At 63.8% G+C, this 16,505-nt stretch carries 14 protein-coding genes; 6 read left to right on the top strand and 8 right to left on the bottom strand.

Annotated features, from left to right (window positions below; translation table 11 throughout):
- Nucleotides 1-46: 46 nt before the first annotated feature.
- Nucleotides 47-2,686, bottom strand: coding sequence for a hypothetical protein (locus ASE49_RS13515; protein WP_056773519.1), 2,640 nt, complete (start codon nucleotides 2,684-2,686; stop codon nucleotides 47-49).
- Nucleotides 2,687-2,754: 68 nt separating this feature from the next.
- On the opposite strand from ASE49_RS13515, the gene ASE49_RS13510 reads away from it, so the two are divergent.
- From ASE49_RS13510 to ASE49_RS13495, 4 genes are all read left to right on the top strand, one after another.
- The gene (locus ASE49_RS13510; protein ID WP_056773516.1) at nucleotides 2,755-3,057 is read left to right on the top strand and encodes a hypothetical protein; all 303 of its coding nucleotides are present in this window, start codon (nucleotides 2,755-2,757) and stop codon (nucleotides 3,055-3,057) included.
- Nucleotides 3,058-3,150: 93 nt separating this feature from the next.
- A complete protein-coding gene (locus tag ASE49_RS13505) occupies nucleotides 3,151-4,332 on the top strand; it encodes a hypothetical protein (RefSeq protein WP_056773512.1) in 1,182 nt (393 codons plus the stop codon).
- 35 nt (nucleotides 4,333-4,367) lie between these two features.
- Nucleotides 4,368-5,303 (top strand): hypothetical protein, encoded by a 936-nt coding sequence (locus ASE49_RS13500; RefSeq protein ID WP_056773509.1) that lies wholly within the window; start codon nucleotides 4,368-4,370, stop codon nucleotides 5,301-5,303.
- Nucleotides 5,300-6,676, top strand: a complete 1,377-nt coding sequence (locus ASE49_RS13495) for a sensor histidine kinase (protein WP_056773506.1) — start codon at nucleotides 5,300-5,302, stop codon at nucleotides 6,674-6,676. Before ASE49_RS13500 ends, ASE49_RS13495 begins: the two co-directional genes overlap by 4 nt.
- 2 nt (nucleotides 6,677-6,678) lie before the next feature.
- Here the strand turns inward: ASE49_RS13495 and ASE49_RS13490 are convergent, their stop codons facing one another.
- The 3 genes from ASE49_RS13490 to gltX form a co-directional block, all read right to left on the bottom strand.
- Nucleotides 6,679-6,876, bottom strand: coding sequence for a hypothetical protein (locus ASE49_RS13490; protein WP_056773503.1), 198 nt, complete (start codon nucleotides 6,874-6,876; stop codon nucleotides 6,679-6,681).
- Nucleotides 6,877-7,066: 190 nt separating this feature from the next.
- Nucleotides 7,067-8,350: a citrate synthase gene (locus ASE49_RS13485; RefSeq protein ID WP_056773500.1), complete on the bottom strand. Its 1,284-nt coding sequence runs from the start codon at nucleotides 8,348-8,350 to the stop codon at nucleotides 7,067-7,069.
- 15 nt (nucleotides 8,351-8,365) lie between these two features.
- Nucleotides 8,366-9,808, bottom strand: a complete 1,443-nt coding sequence (gene gltX, locus ASE49_RS13480; protein WP_056773497.1) for a glutamate--tRNA ligase — start codon at nucleotides 9,806-9,808, stop codon at nucleotides 8,366-8,368.
- A 123-nt stretch (nucleotides 9,809-9,931) separates the two neighbouring features.
- Here gltX and ASE49_RS13475 point away from each other — a divergent pair, with 123 nt between their 5' ends.
- On the top strand, nucleotides 9,932-12,088 hold the full coding sequence (locus tag ASE49_RS13475; RefSeq protein WP_235522987.1) for a ComEC/Rec2 family competence protein: 2,157 nt from the start codon (nucleotides 9,932-9,934) through the stop codon (nucleotides 12,086-12,088).
- Nucleotides 12,089-12,125: 37 nt separating this feature from the next.
- On the opposite strand, the gene ASE49_RS13470 is transcribed toward ASE49_RS13475, so the two are convergent.
- From ASE49_RS13470 to ASE49_RS13460, 3 genes are read right to left on the bottom strand one after another with little or no spacing between them, the layout of a single operon-like run.
- Nucleotides 12,126-12,752 carry a glutathione S-transferase family protein gene (locus ASE49_RS13470; RefSeq protein WP_056773491.1) on the bottom strand — a complete coding sequence of 209 codons (627 nt, stop codon included), beginning with the start codon at nucleotides 12,750-12,752 and terminating at the stop codon, nucleotides 12,126-12,128.
- A gap of 46 nt (nucleotides 12,753-12,798) precedes the next feature.
- Entirely contained in the window at nucleotides 12,799-13,479 is a 681-nt protein-coding gene (locus tag ASE49_RS13465; RefSeq protein ID WP_056773927.1) for a glutathione S-transferase family protein, read from the bottom strand.
- A gap of 21 nt (nucleotides 13,480-13,500) precedes the next feature.
- Nucleotides 13,501-13,923: a VOC family protein gene (locus ASE49_RS13460; protein ID WP_056773487.1), complete on the bottom strand. Its 423-nt coding sequence runs from the start codon at nucleotides 13,921-13,923 to the stop codon at nucleotides 13,501-13,503.
- Nucleotides 13,924-14,110: 187 nt separating this feature from the next.
- On the opposite strand from ASE49_RS13460, the gene cobS reads away from it, so the two are divergent.
- Complete coding sequence (cobS, locus tag ASE49_RS13455; RefSeq protein ID WP_442946012.1) at nucleotides 14,111-15,109, top strand: cobaltochelatase subunit CobS; 999 nt, start codon at nucleotides 14,111-14,113, stop codon at nucleotides 15,107-15,109.
- Nucleotides 15,110-15,181: 72 nt separating this feature from the next.
- On the opposite strand, the gene ASE49_RS13450 is transcribed toward cobS, so the two are convergent.
- Entirely contained in the window at nucleotides 15,182-16,501 is a 1,320-nt protein-coding gene (locus tag ASE49_RS13450) for a glycoside hydrolase family 130 protein (protein WP_056773922.1), read from the bottom strand.
- Nucleotides 16,502-16,505: the final 4 nt, after the last annotated feature.

Genomic DNA, 16,505 nt, shown 5'->3' with positions numbered 1-16,505 from the left:
CGGCAAGAACGGCGGGGGCAGTTGCGAAAACGGCCTTACGCGGTGATCAGCTTCTCAGGCGTTCGATCGCCTGCGCCAGCGCGACATACAACTTGCCCATATCGGACGAGAGCAGTGTAACCCCCAGAGCGTTGCCGTCCCGGGTTGAAAGAACCTGACGCAAGATCGCTTCAAAATCGTGGATGTAGCGGCTGACGTTGGCCTTGAAGGCATCGTCGCGCTCGAAGATCTGCTGGATGGCTTTGGCTTCGCTTGCGTCCAGAAGGCTGACGGCACGGCGGGTGAAGATGCCACGATCGCCGCGCAAATACGCGGCCCAGGCCGTGTCGGCAATGTCGCTGGAGAGCGCGGTGGCAATGTCTATCGCGTTGGAATTGAGCGATTCGGTGATCACCGCAGCCCGGCGGGCAAAGTCGTTGTTGACCTGTTCCTGCGCCTGTTCCTGCGCTGCGCTGAGCCGCGCTTCGAGGTTGTCGACGAGATTGCCGACCTGTTCCAGTTGCTGGCGCAATTGCCCGGCCGTTTCGCGCGTGACGCCCGATGCGTGAGCAACGGCCTGCTCCAGCTGGCCGGAAATTTCGGCGACGCGGGTGCGCATGGACTTGTCGATCGCGGCGGCGCTTTCATCGCCCAAAGTCTGCGCGACATGGGCAATGCGCGTGGCGCTCTCGCTCTCGATCGCCTGCACGGCATCGCGAAGGGTTGCACCAAGGGCAGCGATGGCGGCAGACAATTCGCCATTGGCGCGTGCGGCGCTGGCCTGAATTCCGGCGTCGATTTCGGCAAGGTTGAACTGCATGCGCGTGAGCAGCGCTGCGTGATCGTTACCATGCGCGCTGATCTGAGCCTGTGCGTGCGCGAGTTCGGACAGCAGGCTGCCCAGATGCTGGCTTGATGCGTCTATAGTGGACGCGACCGTGCCGCCTCCATGTGCAGCCTCGTCAAATTGCGCGAGCAAGGCGCCGACGCCGTGCTGCAACCGGAGCAGGCGATCTTCCGAAACCGCGAGCGCTTCGGGCAGGACGTTGTGAGTCTGTTTGGCACTGGCTTGGACCAGTTCGAGCAGCCGCACGCTATTCTCCGTCAACGTGCCCAGATCGTCGTCGGTGGCGGCAAGCGTGGAGCGGGCAGCCGTCAGGCGGTCCGTGAGCGCAGCCAGGCTGCCCAACAGGCGCGTTTCGGATCTGCCGGTATGCTCGGCAATCGCAGACAGGGTAGATTCGAAATCACCCAGTTCGGCGGTGACCGCCGCTGCCCTGTCCGCCAGCGCCGCGGCCTGAATGCGGTGCCGCTCCAGCCGCTCGGCGATGGTGCCGTCCAACTCGCCCAGCATATGATCGATCCGCGCGATCGCATGGCGTTCCTGCTCGACCTGGCGGGACTGGCGCTCTTGCGCTTCCATCGCAAGCCGCTCCGCCCGCAGGCCGATTGATTCGTCGATCTGCTGCGCTTCGGCGGCGATCGTGGCGAGCCGTCCGGCCAGCGCGTCGAGCGCGGCATGCTGGGTGTCGGAGATCGTCTCCGCCAGTTCCGCCTGCTCGTGCGCCAAGGTGGCCAGCGACGATCTCAATGTCTCGGCAGCGCGGCTCTCGCTCGTGCGAAGGGTGCGCGAGACGACTTCGCTTTCGTCTCGCAAGGCCACCAGACGGGCACGCAGCGATGTCAGGCTTTCCGCCTCATGCCGGTCCAGTTCCCGGCGGGTATCGTCGATCTCTTCGGCGAGCGCCTTGGCGCGGTTACGCACGCCTGCCAGCGCCGCCACTTCGTGATGGTCCAGCTGCGCGCGAAATTCATCGCCGCGTTCCGCCAGCGCCGCGAAGCGAGCGGCGGCGATCTGTTCCATCTGTTCGCAGCGCTGGTTGAACCCGTCGAGCGTGTCGTTCACCTGTTCGCCCAAGGCGGCGACCTGCCGTGTGCTGGCGGTGCCGAATTCGTTCAACCGGTTGAAGCCGTGGATCATGTCATCCAACTGGGCATGGGCGGTGCGCCCGGCGTTGGCGATGGTGTTCGTGACGTCCTTGGCGGAGCTTGCGATCACCGGCAGTTGCCCGCGCAGTTTCTCCATGTTGTCGAGCGCGGCGGTGCTGACGGTGCTTATCGATTCGACGCGTGCGCCGTTATCCTGCACCAGCTTTTCCAGCCGCTCTGCGTTGTGCGAAAGCCGCTCGGTCGCCAGTCGGCCCAGCGTTTCCAGATCGCGGGACTGCGCTGCCACGAATTCCCGCGCCAAGCTGAGCTCGCGGTTGACCTTGGTCAGTCGCGTTTCCAGCAAGGCCGCTTCGTTGGAGAGCGTGCGGGCGATGTCGCCAAACCGGTCGGACTCGCGTGTGCTGGTGCGCATCGCCAGCAACCAGCAGATGCCGACCAGAAGGACAGGACCACACCATTGCGCAATCACCGTGGACACCTGCTGCAGCGAAGCGCCATCGCGCATCGCCGGCAATTGGCCTGCAACAAAAAGCCCCGTCCATGCCACGATTACGAGGACGGCGAGGGCAGGAACCAGCCAGCCGCGCGTACGGGCGAGATCGTCGGGCTGCGTTTCTGTGGCAACCCACGCGTCGTCCCAGCTTTCTTGTGCGGGCAACGCGGTGAAACCTTCCGCAGCGCGCTCATTCTCAGCGCCTGCGCCCGTGTTCTCGCCGTCTCCGGCTCCGAAAGCGATGATCCTGTTTTCCCCGGCCATGAGCAAGGATACCACGCCGCGCGCGGCAATAAACCCCAGCTTAACGCTTATGCGATTAAGCTGGGGAAATGGCTTATGAAGCAGGCGCCCTTGAAGCGACACTCGCTGCCGCTGCGGGCGGCGATCCGGAACTGATCGCGGAACTGCGCGCGGCTTTCGTGGATGGCGTGGCGCGGCAGGTGGATCTGCTCGAACGGTCCCGGTGTGACGGCAACTGGGTGGTTGCGGCGATGCGGCTCAAGGGGCTGGCCGCAAGTTTCCATTCGAGCGCCTTGCTGGCCTTGGCGGAAGCGACGCTGGACGCAGCGCCAGGCGAACCCACGGTCGTGCGCCGGCTCAAAGCTTACCTGGCAGAGTTTTCCGCGCACTGATCTGCGGCTTTCGCTTGGCACCCGGCCCGCGCCTGCCTACATCAAGGGCGGGGTGCTGGAGATTACCACGTTTTGCGCATAGCCTTGCTGTCCATGACGGAGCCTGCCGGCGCAGGCCAGCCGTTTGCGCGTGCTTTCCTGCGGGTTGCCGGTGCAAGCGTGGCGCAGCATCAGCTTGGCCTGGCGCTGGCGCTGGATTGCCAGCGCGTGGTGTGCCTTTCCCGGATGACGTCGCCCGAACTGATCGCTCTCCAGCATGACGCCGAGGATGCCGGGCTACAGTTCGCGATCGCCACCGGTCCCGCGCAGCTGGCCGGGCTGGTCACTGCCGGCGACGAGATCATCGTCGTGTCCGAGGGTCTGTTTGCCGATACCGCCCATGCTGCGGAACTGCTTGAGGGTCGTGCGCCGGTGGTGCTTGCCCAGCCGGTGGAAGGTGCGTTGGCAGCCGGTTTCGAGCGTATCGACATCAATCGCGCCGACGCGGGGCTGATGCGCTTGCCCGGCAGTATCGTTGAGCGCCTGCATGAACTGCCTGTCGATGTGAACGTGGTCTCGTCGCTGACGCGCATCGCGCTGCAATCGGGTGTGGCGCTGCGCGAATTGCCAGCATCCGCCCGTGTCGGGTCCGGCTGGCGTATGGTCCGTAGCGAGGCGGAAGCTTACGCGCTGGAAGACGAGTGGATGCGCGCACGGTTTGCCGATGATCGGGTGACATCACCCGGTCGCAGCATCGCGCGTTTCGGCGTTCTGAGCTTCGGGTCCTCTCTGCTGCACGCCGGCAATGCCAGCAACGTCGTGTCCGCCGCCGCGCTTGCGGTGCTGGCAATCGCGATCGGCGTGGGATGGCTCGGCTTTGTCGCTGCCGGCTTCGTGCTGGTGGCCGTGTCGTGGTTGTTGGTGGAAGCCAGTCGGCTGTTGCGCTCGGCTGAGCGACATGCGCTGGGGCAGTCCGTACCCGCAATCCCCCGCGCTGACGCCTTGGGGTGGCTGGTGGATTGCGTTTTCGCCGTACTCATCCTGCTCGACATGCCACGCTTCGCCGGCGAGCCGATCATCGCGTGGCTGTGCACGCCGGTGATCCTGATGCTGCTTCTCGTGCTTTTGCCCAAGCGGGCAACGGGCCGGCTGGCGGGATGGGGGTGTGATCGCGCGCTGCTGGGGCTTGTCCTCGCTTTCGCCTCTGGCTTTGGGCAGGTTCTGCTTGTCGTCCGCCTGCTGTCAGTCCTGCTGGTGCTGGCAGCGCTCGGCCTTCCTACCCGCCGCGCGGGATAACGGCGGGTTAACCAGATGTGGGGTAAAGCCACCGGATGATCGACACCGCCTCGCATGCCGCGAACCTGAACGACGCTGAGGCGGTGCTGCTCGATGCCTTGGCGAATGCCGAGCGCGCATCCGGCGCGGCGCGATCGTTTCTTGCACAGGCCGCCCGGTCGCCGGCGTCGGACGACGTTTCAGAGGAAACCAGGGTGCGCACTTATGCCGCCCTGGCCTCGCTTGCCGTGGCGGTGCTGGATGGGCTGGTGGGCGCTGCTGGTGCGCGCCATCAGCCTGCGGAAGTGGACGTTGTGATACGCGTCCTTTCGGAGTGCCCAGCGTTGCTGGAGCACCTTCGGGCCGACGTGATCGAATGGCAGCTTACGCAGCGCTTGCACGATACGCTCGCCCTTGATCCGGTTGCCCCGCCGCTCCTGCAGCAGTTGGTAGCCCAGCCCGATCATCGGGCGGCCGCGACCGCGTTTTTGACCGCGCAGATGTATTGGTGCCGGGCTCACGCACGCATGAACATGACGCTGGGCAATCTGCCTTATGCGGTTCAAAATCAGGTTTGCGGCGTGATACAGGCGTTGGGGGCCAGCGAGCCCGATCTTGCTGACCGTGCTAACATAGTGTGCGCCGATGTGCGAAGCGCCTCCGATCCGGCTGCAGACCGCGAACGGTGCAGCGCGAAGGTGCTTGAGCTTCTAGGCCTTGATGCGCCTGCTGCGTTGCGAGTGCAGGAGGCGGGCGTCGCCCTCTTTCTGACCGCGCTGGCCCGCAGGACGATGCAGTCGCGAACTGCGGTCGCAGGATGGACTGACGAAGCGCAGGCAGCGCGCTTGGCGGTATCGCTACGCGCCGCCGGGACAGACCCGGGCGACATTCGACAGCAGTTGCTCGCCTTGCACTTCGACGATGCGCTGGCGGAAGGATTGGCACAGATAGCGCCTCAGCAGGCATCCGACATGCTTGCAGATATGACATGACGTCGCTGGTCGGCACCATCCTTGCCCACGCATCAACCGACGGGCAAGATCGCCTGACGGCTGCGGACGAGCCATTGGCCGGTTTGCAGACCGCCTGCGGAGGCGAATTGCCCGGTGCGATCGCGATACCTGAACTCCGCGATCTGGTGCGAGCTGTGCGCCAATCCGGCCTTGCGCTGACCAAAGCGGTGAACGCGCAAGACGGTGCGGACGCAGTGGTTGCGTGGATGAACGTGGAACCCGGCGCCCCGGATGGCGGATGTACCATCCGGGTCAGAAGCTGGCAGACATCCCCGGTGCTCGCCGACGACAGCAGCGCAGCGGCTCGGCGCAGGGTGATCGATCGCGGCATGGCCGAACTGCAGGCGTATCTGGATGGCGGCCAGAGGGTACTGGCGGCCATCACCGACAGCACGGAACTGGCCAATCTGTGCGCCGCGATGAACGCCGGTGCAGGCACGCTGTGGACCGATTTCCTGCCGCCTGAAAACGTCCATCATCACCAACCCTTGCACTGGCGTCTGCTGGACGACACACGCGTGTCAGTGCCCGGATCGGCTCGCAGCTGGCGTGTCGCGTTGCTGCCGCAGATGCAGCCCGGGCACGACGCGTCTGGGTTTGAACTGCTGTTGCTGTCCGACGATCCGCCGCAGCTTTTCAGCCAAGCGGCTCCCCCAAACCCATTGCCACCCCGCGCCAATCTTATCGGCGGCGATCTGGCGCCGGTGCTGCGCCAGCCGATCGCACGCATCGTTGCAAATGCGGAAACGATCCGCACGCGCCTGGCCGGTCCGCTGCCGGATGCCTATGCCGATTACGCTGGCGAAATCGCCAGCGCGGGCAAGCTGCTGCTGGACCTGCTGGAGGATATGTCCGATCTGGAGGTAGTGGAGGCTGAAGGTTTTACTACGCACCCCGATTCCATCGATCTGGCAGAGGTTGCCCAACAAGCCGCTGGCATTCTGGGGGTCAGGGCGCGGGAGAAGGCCATCGCTATCGATCTGGATATGCCGGAGCATCCGGTCTTGGCGCGCGCGGAATTTCGGCGGGTGCTGCAGATCCTGCTCAATCTGATCGGCAATGCGATCCGTTATGCACCGGCCAGTTCGCGGATCGGGATTACGCTGAGATCATCCGGGGATCGCGTGGGTGTGGTCGTGTCCGATCAAGGACCGGGGCTCAGTGCGGACGACCAGCATCGCATTTTCGAGAAGTTCGAGCGGCTTGGCCGCAGCGGAGATGGCGGCTCTGGGCTGGGGCTGTACATATCCCGGCGGCTGGCAGAAGCCATGGGCGGCGCCTTGACCGTGGAGAGCGCGCCGGGCGAGGGGGCCGCTTTCCTTCTCGCTCTACCGCCGGACACCGACGCCTGACGTCATCCGCGGCGTGACAACCAAACCACGATGCCGCCGACGACGGCCAGGATGGCGCCGCGTACGGCCCATCCCCGGTCTGACAGCATGAAACTGTCCGCCGGCCACAGCACTACCCCGGTGCCTTGCCCAACCCACAAAAGGCCGATCACGATGGCGAATATGCCAATGATCATGGCGGCAATTCGAATGAACAGCATACTGTACGTGCCCCGTTTCACCGCAGGATGATCCCAGGATCAGGGGCCATCATGACTCACTTGGCCGCAAATAGCCACTGCATCCTCGATTGGTCGAGGCAGTTGTCCCGCAGATACGAAAAGACCCCCGTTTCCACGAGGGTCTTGATCGCAAACCACGATTGTCGTGGTTCAAAAGAATGGTGCGCGATCAGCGCTTGTCGAGCGGAACGTAGTCGCGCTGCGTTGGGCCGGTGTACAGCTGGCGCGGGCGACCGATCTTCTGGCCGGGATCGGAGATCATTTCGTTCCATTGCGCCACCCAGCCCACAGTGCGCGCCAATGCGAACAGCACGGTGAACATGGTGGTCGGGAAGCCGATGGCCGAAAGGATGATGCCGGAGTAGAAATCGACGTTCGGGAACAGCTTCTTCTCCACGAAGTAGGGATCGTTGAGAGCGATTTCTTCCAGGCGAAGCGCGGTTTCGAACAGCGGATCGTCCACCTTCAAAGCGTCGAACACTTCGCGCACGGTGGACTGCATGACCGTCGCTCGTGGGTCGTAGTTCTTGTACACGCGGTGGCCGAAGCCCATCAGGCGGAACGGATCGTTCTTGTCCTTGGCCCGCTCGATGTAGTGCGGGATCTTGTCGGGCGTGCCGATTTCCTTAAGCATGTTCAGCGCGGCTTCGTTCGCGCCGCCGTGGGCGGGGCCCCACAGGCAGGCGATACCAGCGGCGATACAGGCAAACGGGTTGGCGCCGGAAGACCCGGCAAGGCGCACCGTGGAGGTGGACGCGTTCTGTTCATGGTCGGCATGGAGGATGAAGATCCGGTCCATCGCCTTTTCGACCTCAGGGATCACTTCGTATTCTTCGGCGGGGACGCCGAAGGTCATGCGCAGGAAGTTGCCGGTGTAGCTCAGATTGTTATCCGGATACAGCATAGGCTGGCCGACCGAATACTTGTATGCGGCTGCCGCGATCGTGGGCATCTTTGCGATCAGGCGGTGCGAGCTGATCATGCGATGCTCGGGGTCCGCGATGTCGGTTGAATCGTGGTAGAATGCCGAAAGTGCACCTACCACGCCGCACATGATCGCCATTGGGTGCGCATCGCGGCGGAAGCCCTGATAGAACTGGCGCAGCTGTTCGTGCAGCATCGTGTGGCGGCTGATCGTGTACTCGAACTTTTCGAGCTCATCTTTGGTCGGCAATTCGCCGTTCAGCAGCAGGTGGCTGACTTCCATGAATGAGGAGTTTTCGGCCAGCTGGCCGATCGGGTAACCGCGATGCAGCAGCACGCCTTCATCGCCATCGATATACGTCAACGCCGATTCGCAGCTTGCGGTAGACGTAAAGCCGGGATCGAACGTGAACATCCCGGTCTGGCCGTACAGCTTGCGGATGTCGATCACGTCGGGACCGACACTGCCCTTCAGGATCGGGTAGTCGTAGTCCGCGCCACCAGCGCTCAGTTTTGCCTGATCACCCACGAAAATTTCTCCTTGTTATGCTTGCGACCCGGCGGGAACGTCTGCCTGCGCGGCGATGCGCGCGAGGCTCTCGTCCCGGCCGAGAAGTACCAGTACGTCGAAAATCCCCGGCGAGGTCGTCTGACCCGTCAGGGCTGCCCGCAACGGTTGCGCGAGCTTTCCGAGACCCAGGCCCATATCTTCGGCCATGGCCTTCAGACGGGTTTCCAGGGCTTCCAAAGTCCAATCCATCGAACCGGACAGGCTCTCGTGAATGGTCGCCAGGCGCGCGCGCCCTTCGTCCGTCAAAAGAGCCAACGCCTTCTCGTTCATCGAGAGAGGACGCGTGGCGAACAGGAAGGCTGCACCTTCCGCAATTTCGTTAAGATCTTTGGCGCGAACCTTGAGCACCGGCATTGCACGGGTCAGCAGATCGATGTCTGCGGGCCCCTCTAGGCGCGGCAGCACCAATTGTGCCAGCCGTGCGTCGTCCGCTTCGCGCACGTAGTGGCCGTTGAGGTTGTGCAATTTCGCCAAGTCGAAGCGCGAGGGCGATTTGCCGACGTCCGCCATGTCGAACCAGGCGATCGCCTGATCGCGGTTGATGAATTCCTCGTCGCCGTGGCCCCAGCCCAGGCGCAGCAGGTAGTTGAACAAAGCCTCGGGCAGGATGCCCATTTCGTCGCGATAAGCATCGACGCCCAGCGCACCGTGACGCTTGGATAGTTTCGCGCCGTCCGACCCGTGGATGAGAGGCACGTGGCCGTAGATCGGTACGTCCCAGCCCATGCCATTGATGATGACAAGCTGGCGGAAGGCGTTGTTTAGATGATCATCCCCGCGCAGCACATGCGTGACTCCCATGTCATGATCGTCGACCACGACGGCCAGCATGTACGTAGGCGTTCCGTCGCTGCGCAGGATCACGAAATCGTCGATCTCGACGTTCTGGACGGTGACCGCCCCTTGCACGATATCATCGATCGTGGTCTCGCCATCGCGAGGTGCCTTGACCCGCACCACCCAGGAACGGTCCGCCGGCCAGTTTGCCGGATCGGCATCGCGCCACTCGCTTTCGATGCGGAAAGGGCGGCGCTCTTCCTGGGCCTGCTGACGGCGCTGCGCCAGTTCCTCGCTCGTCAGATAACAGCGATAGGCATTGCCGCTCTCAAGCAGTTGTGCTGCCACCTGCGCATGTCGTTCGGACCTGGCAAACTGAAATACCGGCGGTTCGTCACCTTCCAGGCCCAGCCACGACAGCCCGTCGAAAATAGCGTCGATCGCCGGCTCGGTGGAGCGGGCGCGGTCCGTATCCTCGATGCGCAGCAGGTATTTGCCGCCGTGGTGGCGCGCGAACAGCCAGTTGAAAAGCGCCGTGCGGGCACCGCCGATGTGAAGATAGCCGGTGGGCGAAGGCGCAAAGCGGGTGACGACGGGCTTGCTGTCCGCCGAACCGCCCGATGCACTGCCGCTTGCCATCAACCCAACCTTCCTGTCCTATTGGCGGCTATGGGGACCAGTAGCGCGCAGTATGAAATTCAGCCTTCGGCAGACGCCCAAGGCGCTGCATTGCAGCATCGGCAATGGACTGGAGATAGTCGCTTGTCGAGGGTTTTGGAGGGTATCGAGCAATTTCTTTCGCGTGCTGGCTTCGAGCGTGGGCCGTGGCTTGCAGTGGCGTTTGCGACGGGCATTCTGGCCTGGTTTGCGCTTCCGTCGGTCCCGGCCTGGACTGCGCTGTGTGTTGGTAGCGTGCTGGTTTTTACAGCAGCCCTGATCGGTTGGAAACGTGATACCGCAAACCCGCGCTTGCGCCAGGCAGTGCTGGTCCTGCCCATACTGATCCTCGCCGGATGCCTTACCGTCTGGACGCGTTCGGTGCTAGTCGGAGAAGCACCGCTGGGACGACCTATCGCGGGCACCTTCACTGCGCGGGTCTTGGCGGTGGAACAGCAGCCGGCGCGCGATCGGCAGCGTCTGATCGTGGCGATGCGCGAACCCACTACCGGACGGGCGATCAAGGTTAGGATCAATGTGCCCGATGCCCCGGAGGGCAAGCCGATCGCTGCCGGGCAAGCTGCCCCGGGTGACCTGGTGCGGTTTCGCGGCAGGCTAATGCCGCCCGCCCCGCCGATGCTGCCGGGCGCGTACAACTTTGCGCGTACCGCCTGGTTCGCCGGGATTGCCGGGACCGGCACGGTATTGCGGCAGGTCGAAATCATCGAGCGGGGCCGGGCGCGGGCGGGCTGGTTGGCCGGCGTGCGCCAGTCCCTGACCGACCACATTGCCGAGCGGATCGGGCCGCGCAATGCCGGCATGGCCGCCGCGTTCGTCACAGGAGACCGGGGCGCGATCAGCGAGGCGGACGACCAGGCGATGCGCGATTCCGGTCTGGCGCATCTTCTGTCGATCAGCGGGCTGCATGTCAGCGCGATGGTTGGGGCGGTCTACGTGCTGGTGATCCGCCTTCTCGCGCTGTGGCCATGGCTGGCGCTCAGGGTGCGGTTGCCGGTGGTGGCCGCCGGGGCCGGCGCGCTTGCGGGTGTCGGGTATACCCTGCTGTCAGGGGCCGAGGTGCCAACCGTCCGCTCGTGCATCGGCGCTTTGCTGGTGCTAGCCGCGCTGGCGCTGGGGCGCGAGCCGCTGTCGCTGCGCATGCTGGCATTCGCGGCGTTCTGCGTCATGCTCCTGTGGCCCGAAGCGGTGACCGGGCCCAGCTTTCAGATGAGTTTCGGTGCAGTGCTGGCGCTTGTCGCGCTGGGCGGCAGCGCGCCGGTGCGCCACTTTCTGTCCCCGCGCGAGGAGTCCATGGCGGCAACCGGGCTGCGCCATCTGGCGCTGCTGCTGCTGACCGGGGCAGTTATCGACCTGGCCCTGATGCCGATCGGGCTTCACCATTTTCACCGCGCCGGGGTCTATGGTGCGCTGGCCAACGTGTTGGCGATCCCCTTGTCCACCTTCGTGGTGATGCCGCTGCTGGCCGGCGCGCTGGTGTTGGACATGGTAGGGCTGGGCGGTCCGGTGTGGTGGCTGGCCAACATTTCGATCGACCTGTTGACCGGCATCGCGCACTGGTTCGCCAGCCGGCCCGGCGCGATGACGATCCTGCCGGCTGCGGGCACGGGCGCGTTCCTGCTGTTCGTGGTGGGCGGCCTGTGGCTGGGCCTGTGGAGCGGACGGGTGCGCTTGCTTGGCCTCATTCCTGCGGTGGCTGGCGCGGTGCTGCTGGCTACTGCCACACCGGCTGACATTCTGGTGTCGGGCGAGGGCAGGCATCTGGGGCTTGTGGAGGCGGGCGGGCAGCGCCTGTTCGTGCTTCGTGATGGCGGCAAAGGCTATGCGCGCGACAACCTGATGGAACTGTCCGGCATGGAGGGGGAGCCGGTGGCGCTGACGCAATGGCCGGGCGCGCGATGCAACGCCGACTTTTGCGTGATGGGCATCACGCGCGGCGGCCGCCGCTGGGATGTGCTGGTGTCACGCGGCAAGGACGCCGTGCCGGAGCGGGCCTTGGCAGCGGCGTGCGAGCGTGTCGATATCGTGGTGTCCGAACGCTGGCTGCCGCGCAGTTGCCGCCCGCGCTGGTTCAAGGCAGACCGGGCGTATCTGGACAAAAGCGGCGGGCTGGCGATCTATCTGGATAAGGGGCGCGTCAATACGGTGGCGGATACCCAAGGGGAGCACGGCTGGTGGCAGCCCCGCGTTCTGGAGCGTCGCAAACCGGTCACCACCGGGCAGGAAACCGGCAGCCCGCCATGACCCGGCATGCGCCTGGTGACGGGCTATCGCGGGAACCCTATTTCTTCGATTCAGCGATCAGCTTCCCATCGATGGCCTTGGCCGCCTTGTACGCCGCGCGTGCCTGGCATCGTTCGGCGTAAGCGACCAGCGAAGGCTGTGGCGGCATGGTACCGAACGTCAGCCCCCAGTCCACCGCACTGCCGACATAGACGTCCGCCATCGTGAAGCGATCGCCGCAAACCCAGTTCGATCGGGAGAATTTCTCCTCGATCGTGTGAACGGTGCGGTCCAGGTTGCCCCATCCCGCCATCATTTCCTGCTGCTTCGTAGGCTCGAATTTCAGCGCCCGCGCGGTGACGGCCTGCTCGATCGGGCCGGAGGCGAAGAACGTCCAACGGTAGTAGTCCGCCATCTCGGCATCGTTGGGCAGCAGCCCGGCCTCCGGGTGCATCTCGGCAAGGTAGAGGCAGATCGCAGCGCCTTCTGTGACGACCCGGTCGCCGCCCTCGGTGTGATGGACGATGGTGGGCACTTTGCCCATCGGATTGGCTTTCAGGAACGCCTCGGGCTTGTCGTTCCAGTCAATCAGGACCTGTTCGTACTCCGCGCCCACTTCGTGAAGGGCCCACCGGGCGATCTGCCCGCGCGACATGGGGTTGGTGAAGAAAGTATAGTCGGCCATGTGCATTCTCCCGAAGGTGGGGCGGAAACGGGCGGGCGATTATGGATCAACGAGCCGTTTGGGGTGCAGGTTCGTGCTGGGCGAACACGGCGAGTTGCGCCTCCAGCGCCCGTGCGAAGGCGGGGCGGCCCTCAGCCCGCGCCACATAATCCCACAGCGCCGGCCGCTCCTGAAATTGCGCGGCGTCTTTGATGGGCCGCAGGACCGAGACCATCGCAATGTCAGCGATCGAGAACTCTCCGGCCAGCCATTCCTTTTCGCCGAGCGCCTGCTGCAATCGCTCCAGCCGCTTGTCCACCACCTGCTCGAGTGAGGGCAGGCGTAGCTTTGCCCATTCCTCCTTGCGGTTGAACACGGTGCAGTTCACGAATTCCTGAATGAAGGGTTCGACCGAACTGAACGCGGCGAACAGCCAGCTCAGGATATCGGCGCGGGCCTGCAAGGTAGGCGGCGGCAAAACGCCGACCCGCTCGGCAAGGTGGACCAGGATGGCGCCGCTTTCGAACAGCCCCCATTGCCCGTCTCGCACGTAAGGTACCTGGCCCCAGGGCTGCTCATCGTAATACCATTCTGGGCGTTCCAAGGCGCTGATCAGCCTGACCTCGTAGGCAATGCCATATTCTTCGCAGGCCCAGCGGGGGCGAAGGTCGCGAACCTGCCCCTGGGCGAAGGACGGCACCCATTCGAAAGCGGTGATTTCGATGTCCGCGTTCGGATCGATCAGCATATTTTTGTCTCCCATTGCCCTTTACGCCCCCGACGCGGTGTCGCCGGCCATGGCCGCCGGGTCCATCCACATGACTTCCCACACGTGCCCGTCCGGGTCCGCGAACGCGCGGCTGGTCATGAAGCCATGATCTTGCGCTGGGTTGATGTCCGGCGTGCCGCCGTTCGCGCCCGCTGCGGTGTTGAGCGTGTCCACCGCGCCCCGGTCATCGCAAGACAGGCACAGCATCACCTCGCTGCTGCCGGCGTCAGGAATGGGCCTGGTTGTGAAAGTCTTCCATTTGTCGTGGGTCAGCACCATCACGAAGATCGCTTCGGACCAGACCATGCATGCTGCCGTATCGTCGGAAAACCGCGGCTCGTTCACAAATCCCAGCGCCGTGTAGAAAGCCTTGGCGCGCGTCAGATCGGAGACGGGCAAGTTCACGAACAGCATGCGCGTCATTGTGATCTCTCCTGGTCGCAGGCGCCTTGTCCGAATCGCCTTGCCAGCCAGAGTGCCGCTGGTTCGCACAACCTTACAAGGCGTTATTGCGCCGCTTCGGCATTTCGCGATGGGCTGGACAAAGCGACAACCTGGGCAGTCAACCCTATCAAACGTTATTGCGGCATGGCCTTGCGTCCTTTAGGCGATGCATGCGATGACTGACACCTCTATCCAGACCGAAAACCGCGACGCCACCGTGCTGGCCGCACCTGACATCGAACTTGACGTGCGCGAAACGTTCGGGATCGATATCGACATGAAGGTTCCGGCGTTCTCCGTGGCCGACGAACGCGTCCCCGATCTTGACGAGACCTACGTGTTCGACCCGGACACCACGCTGGCGATCCTTGCAGGCTTTGCCTACAACCGCCGGGTGATGGTGCAGGGCTATCACGGCACCGGCAAGTCCACCCATATCGAGCAGGTGGCCGCCCGGCTCAAGTGGCCGTGCATCCGCATCAACCTGGATGCGCACATCAGCAGGATCGACCTGATCGGCCGCGATGCCATCGTGCTGCGCGGCGGCATGCAGGTTACCGAATTTCGCGAAGGCCTGCTGCCATGGGCTCTGCAACACCCCGTAGCGCTGGTGTTCGACGAGTATGACGCGGGCAGGCCCGATGTCATGTTCGTGATCCAGCGTATCCTGGAAACCGAAGGCAAGCTGACCTTGCTGGACCAGAACCGGGTCATCCGGCCTCATGCAGGCTTCCGGTTGTTCGCCACTGCCAATACGGTGGGTCTTGGCGACACGTCCGGCCTGTATCACGGCACGCAGCAGATCAACCAAGGCCAGATGGACCGCTGGAACCTGGTGGTGGCGCTGAACTATCTTTCGGCGGACACCGAAGTGGGCATCGTTTCCGCCAAGGTTCCCGCGATCGAGAAAAGCGTGATCGCCAACATGGTGAAGGTAGCGGACTTTTCGCGCCAGGGCTTCATGAACGGCGATATTTCCACCGTGATGAGCCCGCGCACCGTGATTACCTGGGCGCAGAACGCCACGATTTTCAAGGACGTGGGTTTTGCGTTCCGCTTGTCGTTCCTCAACAAGTGCGACGAAACCGAGCGTATGCTGGTGGCGGAATACTACCAGCGCGTGTTCGGGCAGGAGTTGCCGGAAAGCATCGTCGGCAAAGGCTGAGCTACCGGGGCATCGACGCAGAAAAAAGGGCGCACCGTTTTGCACGGCGCGCCGTTTTTCGTGGAAGGTCGTTTACGCTGGCACCATTGCGCTAAGCAGGTCATCGACATTGCCGACGGAAAAGCCGGTGATCTCGTCCCCAATCGCATAGGGTAGCAGGATACGCCGGCCTTGCACGAGTACGCCGCAGGTATACGTCACGTTCGGCACATAGCCGCCCCGCTGTTCCGCACTTGGGAAAATCAGCGGAGACGCCGTACGGGCAAGCACCTTGGAAGGGTCCGCCTTGTCCAGCAGGCAGGCACCTATGCAGTATCCGCGCACCAGCCCGACCCCGTGGGTGAACACCAGCCAGCCTTCGTCGATTTCGGTGGGCGATCCGCAATTGCCCATCTGCACGAATTCCCAGGGGTAGCGCGGGCCTAGAATCGGCTCCCCTTCCTCCCAGGTGAACAGATCGTCCGAGCGCAGCAGCCAGATGTTTTCGTTGTCCTGCCGCCCTAGCATCACGTACTTGCCGTCGATCCGCCGGGGAAACAGGGCCATGCCCTTGGTGGCCGTCATCGCCCCTTCCAGCGCACGCATCTCGAAAGTCTGCCGGTTCACCCCGCGCAGCAGTTCCTGTCGGGCGCTCTTGCCGTCGAACGCCGTATAGGTGCCGATCAGGAACTGGCGCCCGTCATCCTCAGTGAAGATGACCATGCGCAAGTCCTCGACCCCCTGATGCTGGGATGGGAGGACAGGGAAGATGACCGTTTCCGACGCATCCTCGCTATCGTCACAACGCAGCCGCACCCAGCCTTCATTGTCGCTCTCAATACGCGGAGGCACGCTGTAGCAGCTGACCGGGTCTATGCTCACGGCCTCCTTGCCATCCCAGGTTCCGGTGCGAAACGTGACAGACGATACGTGTCCTTCGCCGATGCCGCGCAATGACAGCAGGAACCGCACGTCGCCTTCGTCTTGCCTGACTTTCAATTCCGGGTCTTGGTCGGACGAGTCCTCGGCTGGCATCAGGACGATGCTGGGATTGAACAACGCGGCGGATTCGAACGCATATTCCTGGCTGAAATACGCGCCCAGTAACACGCGGTCGCGCTCGTTCAGTTGGGACACGTCGCAAATATCCGTCGAAACGGCAGATATCTGCCGCAGAAACGTGGCGTCGGCATTGCGATGGCGCTCGCGCATCGGGCCGGCGACGACCGCCATCATCCTGTTGCGGGTTTCGTCGTCGGTAGCCATCAGCCGCTCCAACACCACCCGTGGGCGGGGCGGGCGTTCTTTGGCATACGGTTCAGGGTATTCAAAATTGAAGGGGCGGATCACGGTTCGTGCGGGATCAGGTCGCAGTTCGAGGTCCAGCTTGGTAAATACGTCCTTGGCTTCCATGCTT

The sequence above is a fragment of the Novosphingobium sp. Leaf2 genome (assembly GCF_001421325.1).
Taxonomy (GTDB): Bacteria; Pseudomonadota; Alphaproteobacteria; order Sphingomonadales; family Sphingomonadaceae; genus Novosphingobium.
The sequence above is the reverse complement of the archived record's forward strand: the minus strand, read 5'-3'. Positions and strand labels throughout refer to the sequence as shown.

Excerpts from the sequence above, each read along its gene's own strand:
- ASE49_RS13490 (WP_056773503.1), bottom strand. The coding sequence starts at position 6,876 with ATGCTGTTCATTCGAATTGCCGCCATGATCATTGGCATATTCGCCATC.
- ASE49_RS13460 (WP_056773487.1), bottom strand. The coding sequence starts at position 13,923 with ATGACGCGCATGCTGTTCGTGAACTTGCCCGTCTCCGATCTGACGCGC.
- ASE49_RS13470 (WP_056773491.1), bottom strand. The coding sequence starts at position 12,752 with ATGGCCGACTATACTTTCTTCACCAACCCCATGTCGCGCGGGCAGATC.
- ASE49_RS13450 (WP_056773922.1), bottom strand. The coding sequence starts at position 16,501 with ATGGAAGCCAAGGACGTATTTACCAAGCTGGACCTCGAACTGCGACCT.
- ASE49_RS13510 (WP_056773516.1), top strand. The coding sequence starts at position 2,755 with ATGGCTTATGAAGCAGGCGCCCTTGAAGCGACACTCGCTGCCGCTGCG.
- ASE49_RS13500 (WP_056773509.1), top strand. The coding sequence starts at position 4,368 with ATGATCGACACCGCCTCGCATGCCGCGAACCTGAACGACGCTGAGGCG.
- ASE49_RS13505 (WP_056773512.1), top strand. The coding sequence starts at position 3,151 with ATGACGGAGCCTGCCGGCGCAGGCCAGCCGTTTGCGCGTGCTTTCCTG.
- gltX (WP_056773497.1), bottom strand. The coding sequence starts at position 9,808 with ATGGCAAGCGGCAGTGCATCGGGCGGTTCGGCGGACAGCAAGCCCGTC.
- ASE49_RS13495 (WP_056773506.1), top strand. The coding sequence starts at position 5,300 with ATGACGTCGCTGGTCGGCACCATCCTTGCCCACGCATCAACCGACGGG.
- cobS (WP_442946012.1), top strand. The coding sequence starts at position 14,111 with ATGCATGCGATGACTGACACCTCTATCCAGACCGAAAACCGCGACGCC.
- ASE49_RS13465 (WP_056773927.1), bottom strand. The coding sequence starts at position 13,479 with ATGCTGATCGATCCGAACGCGGACATCGAAATCACCGCTTTCGAATGG.
- ASE49_RS13515 (WP_056773519.1), bottom strand. The coding sequence starts at position 2,686 with ATGGCCGGGGAAAACAGGATCATCGCTTTCGGAGCCGGAGACGGCGAG.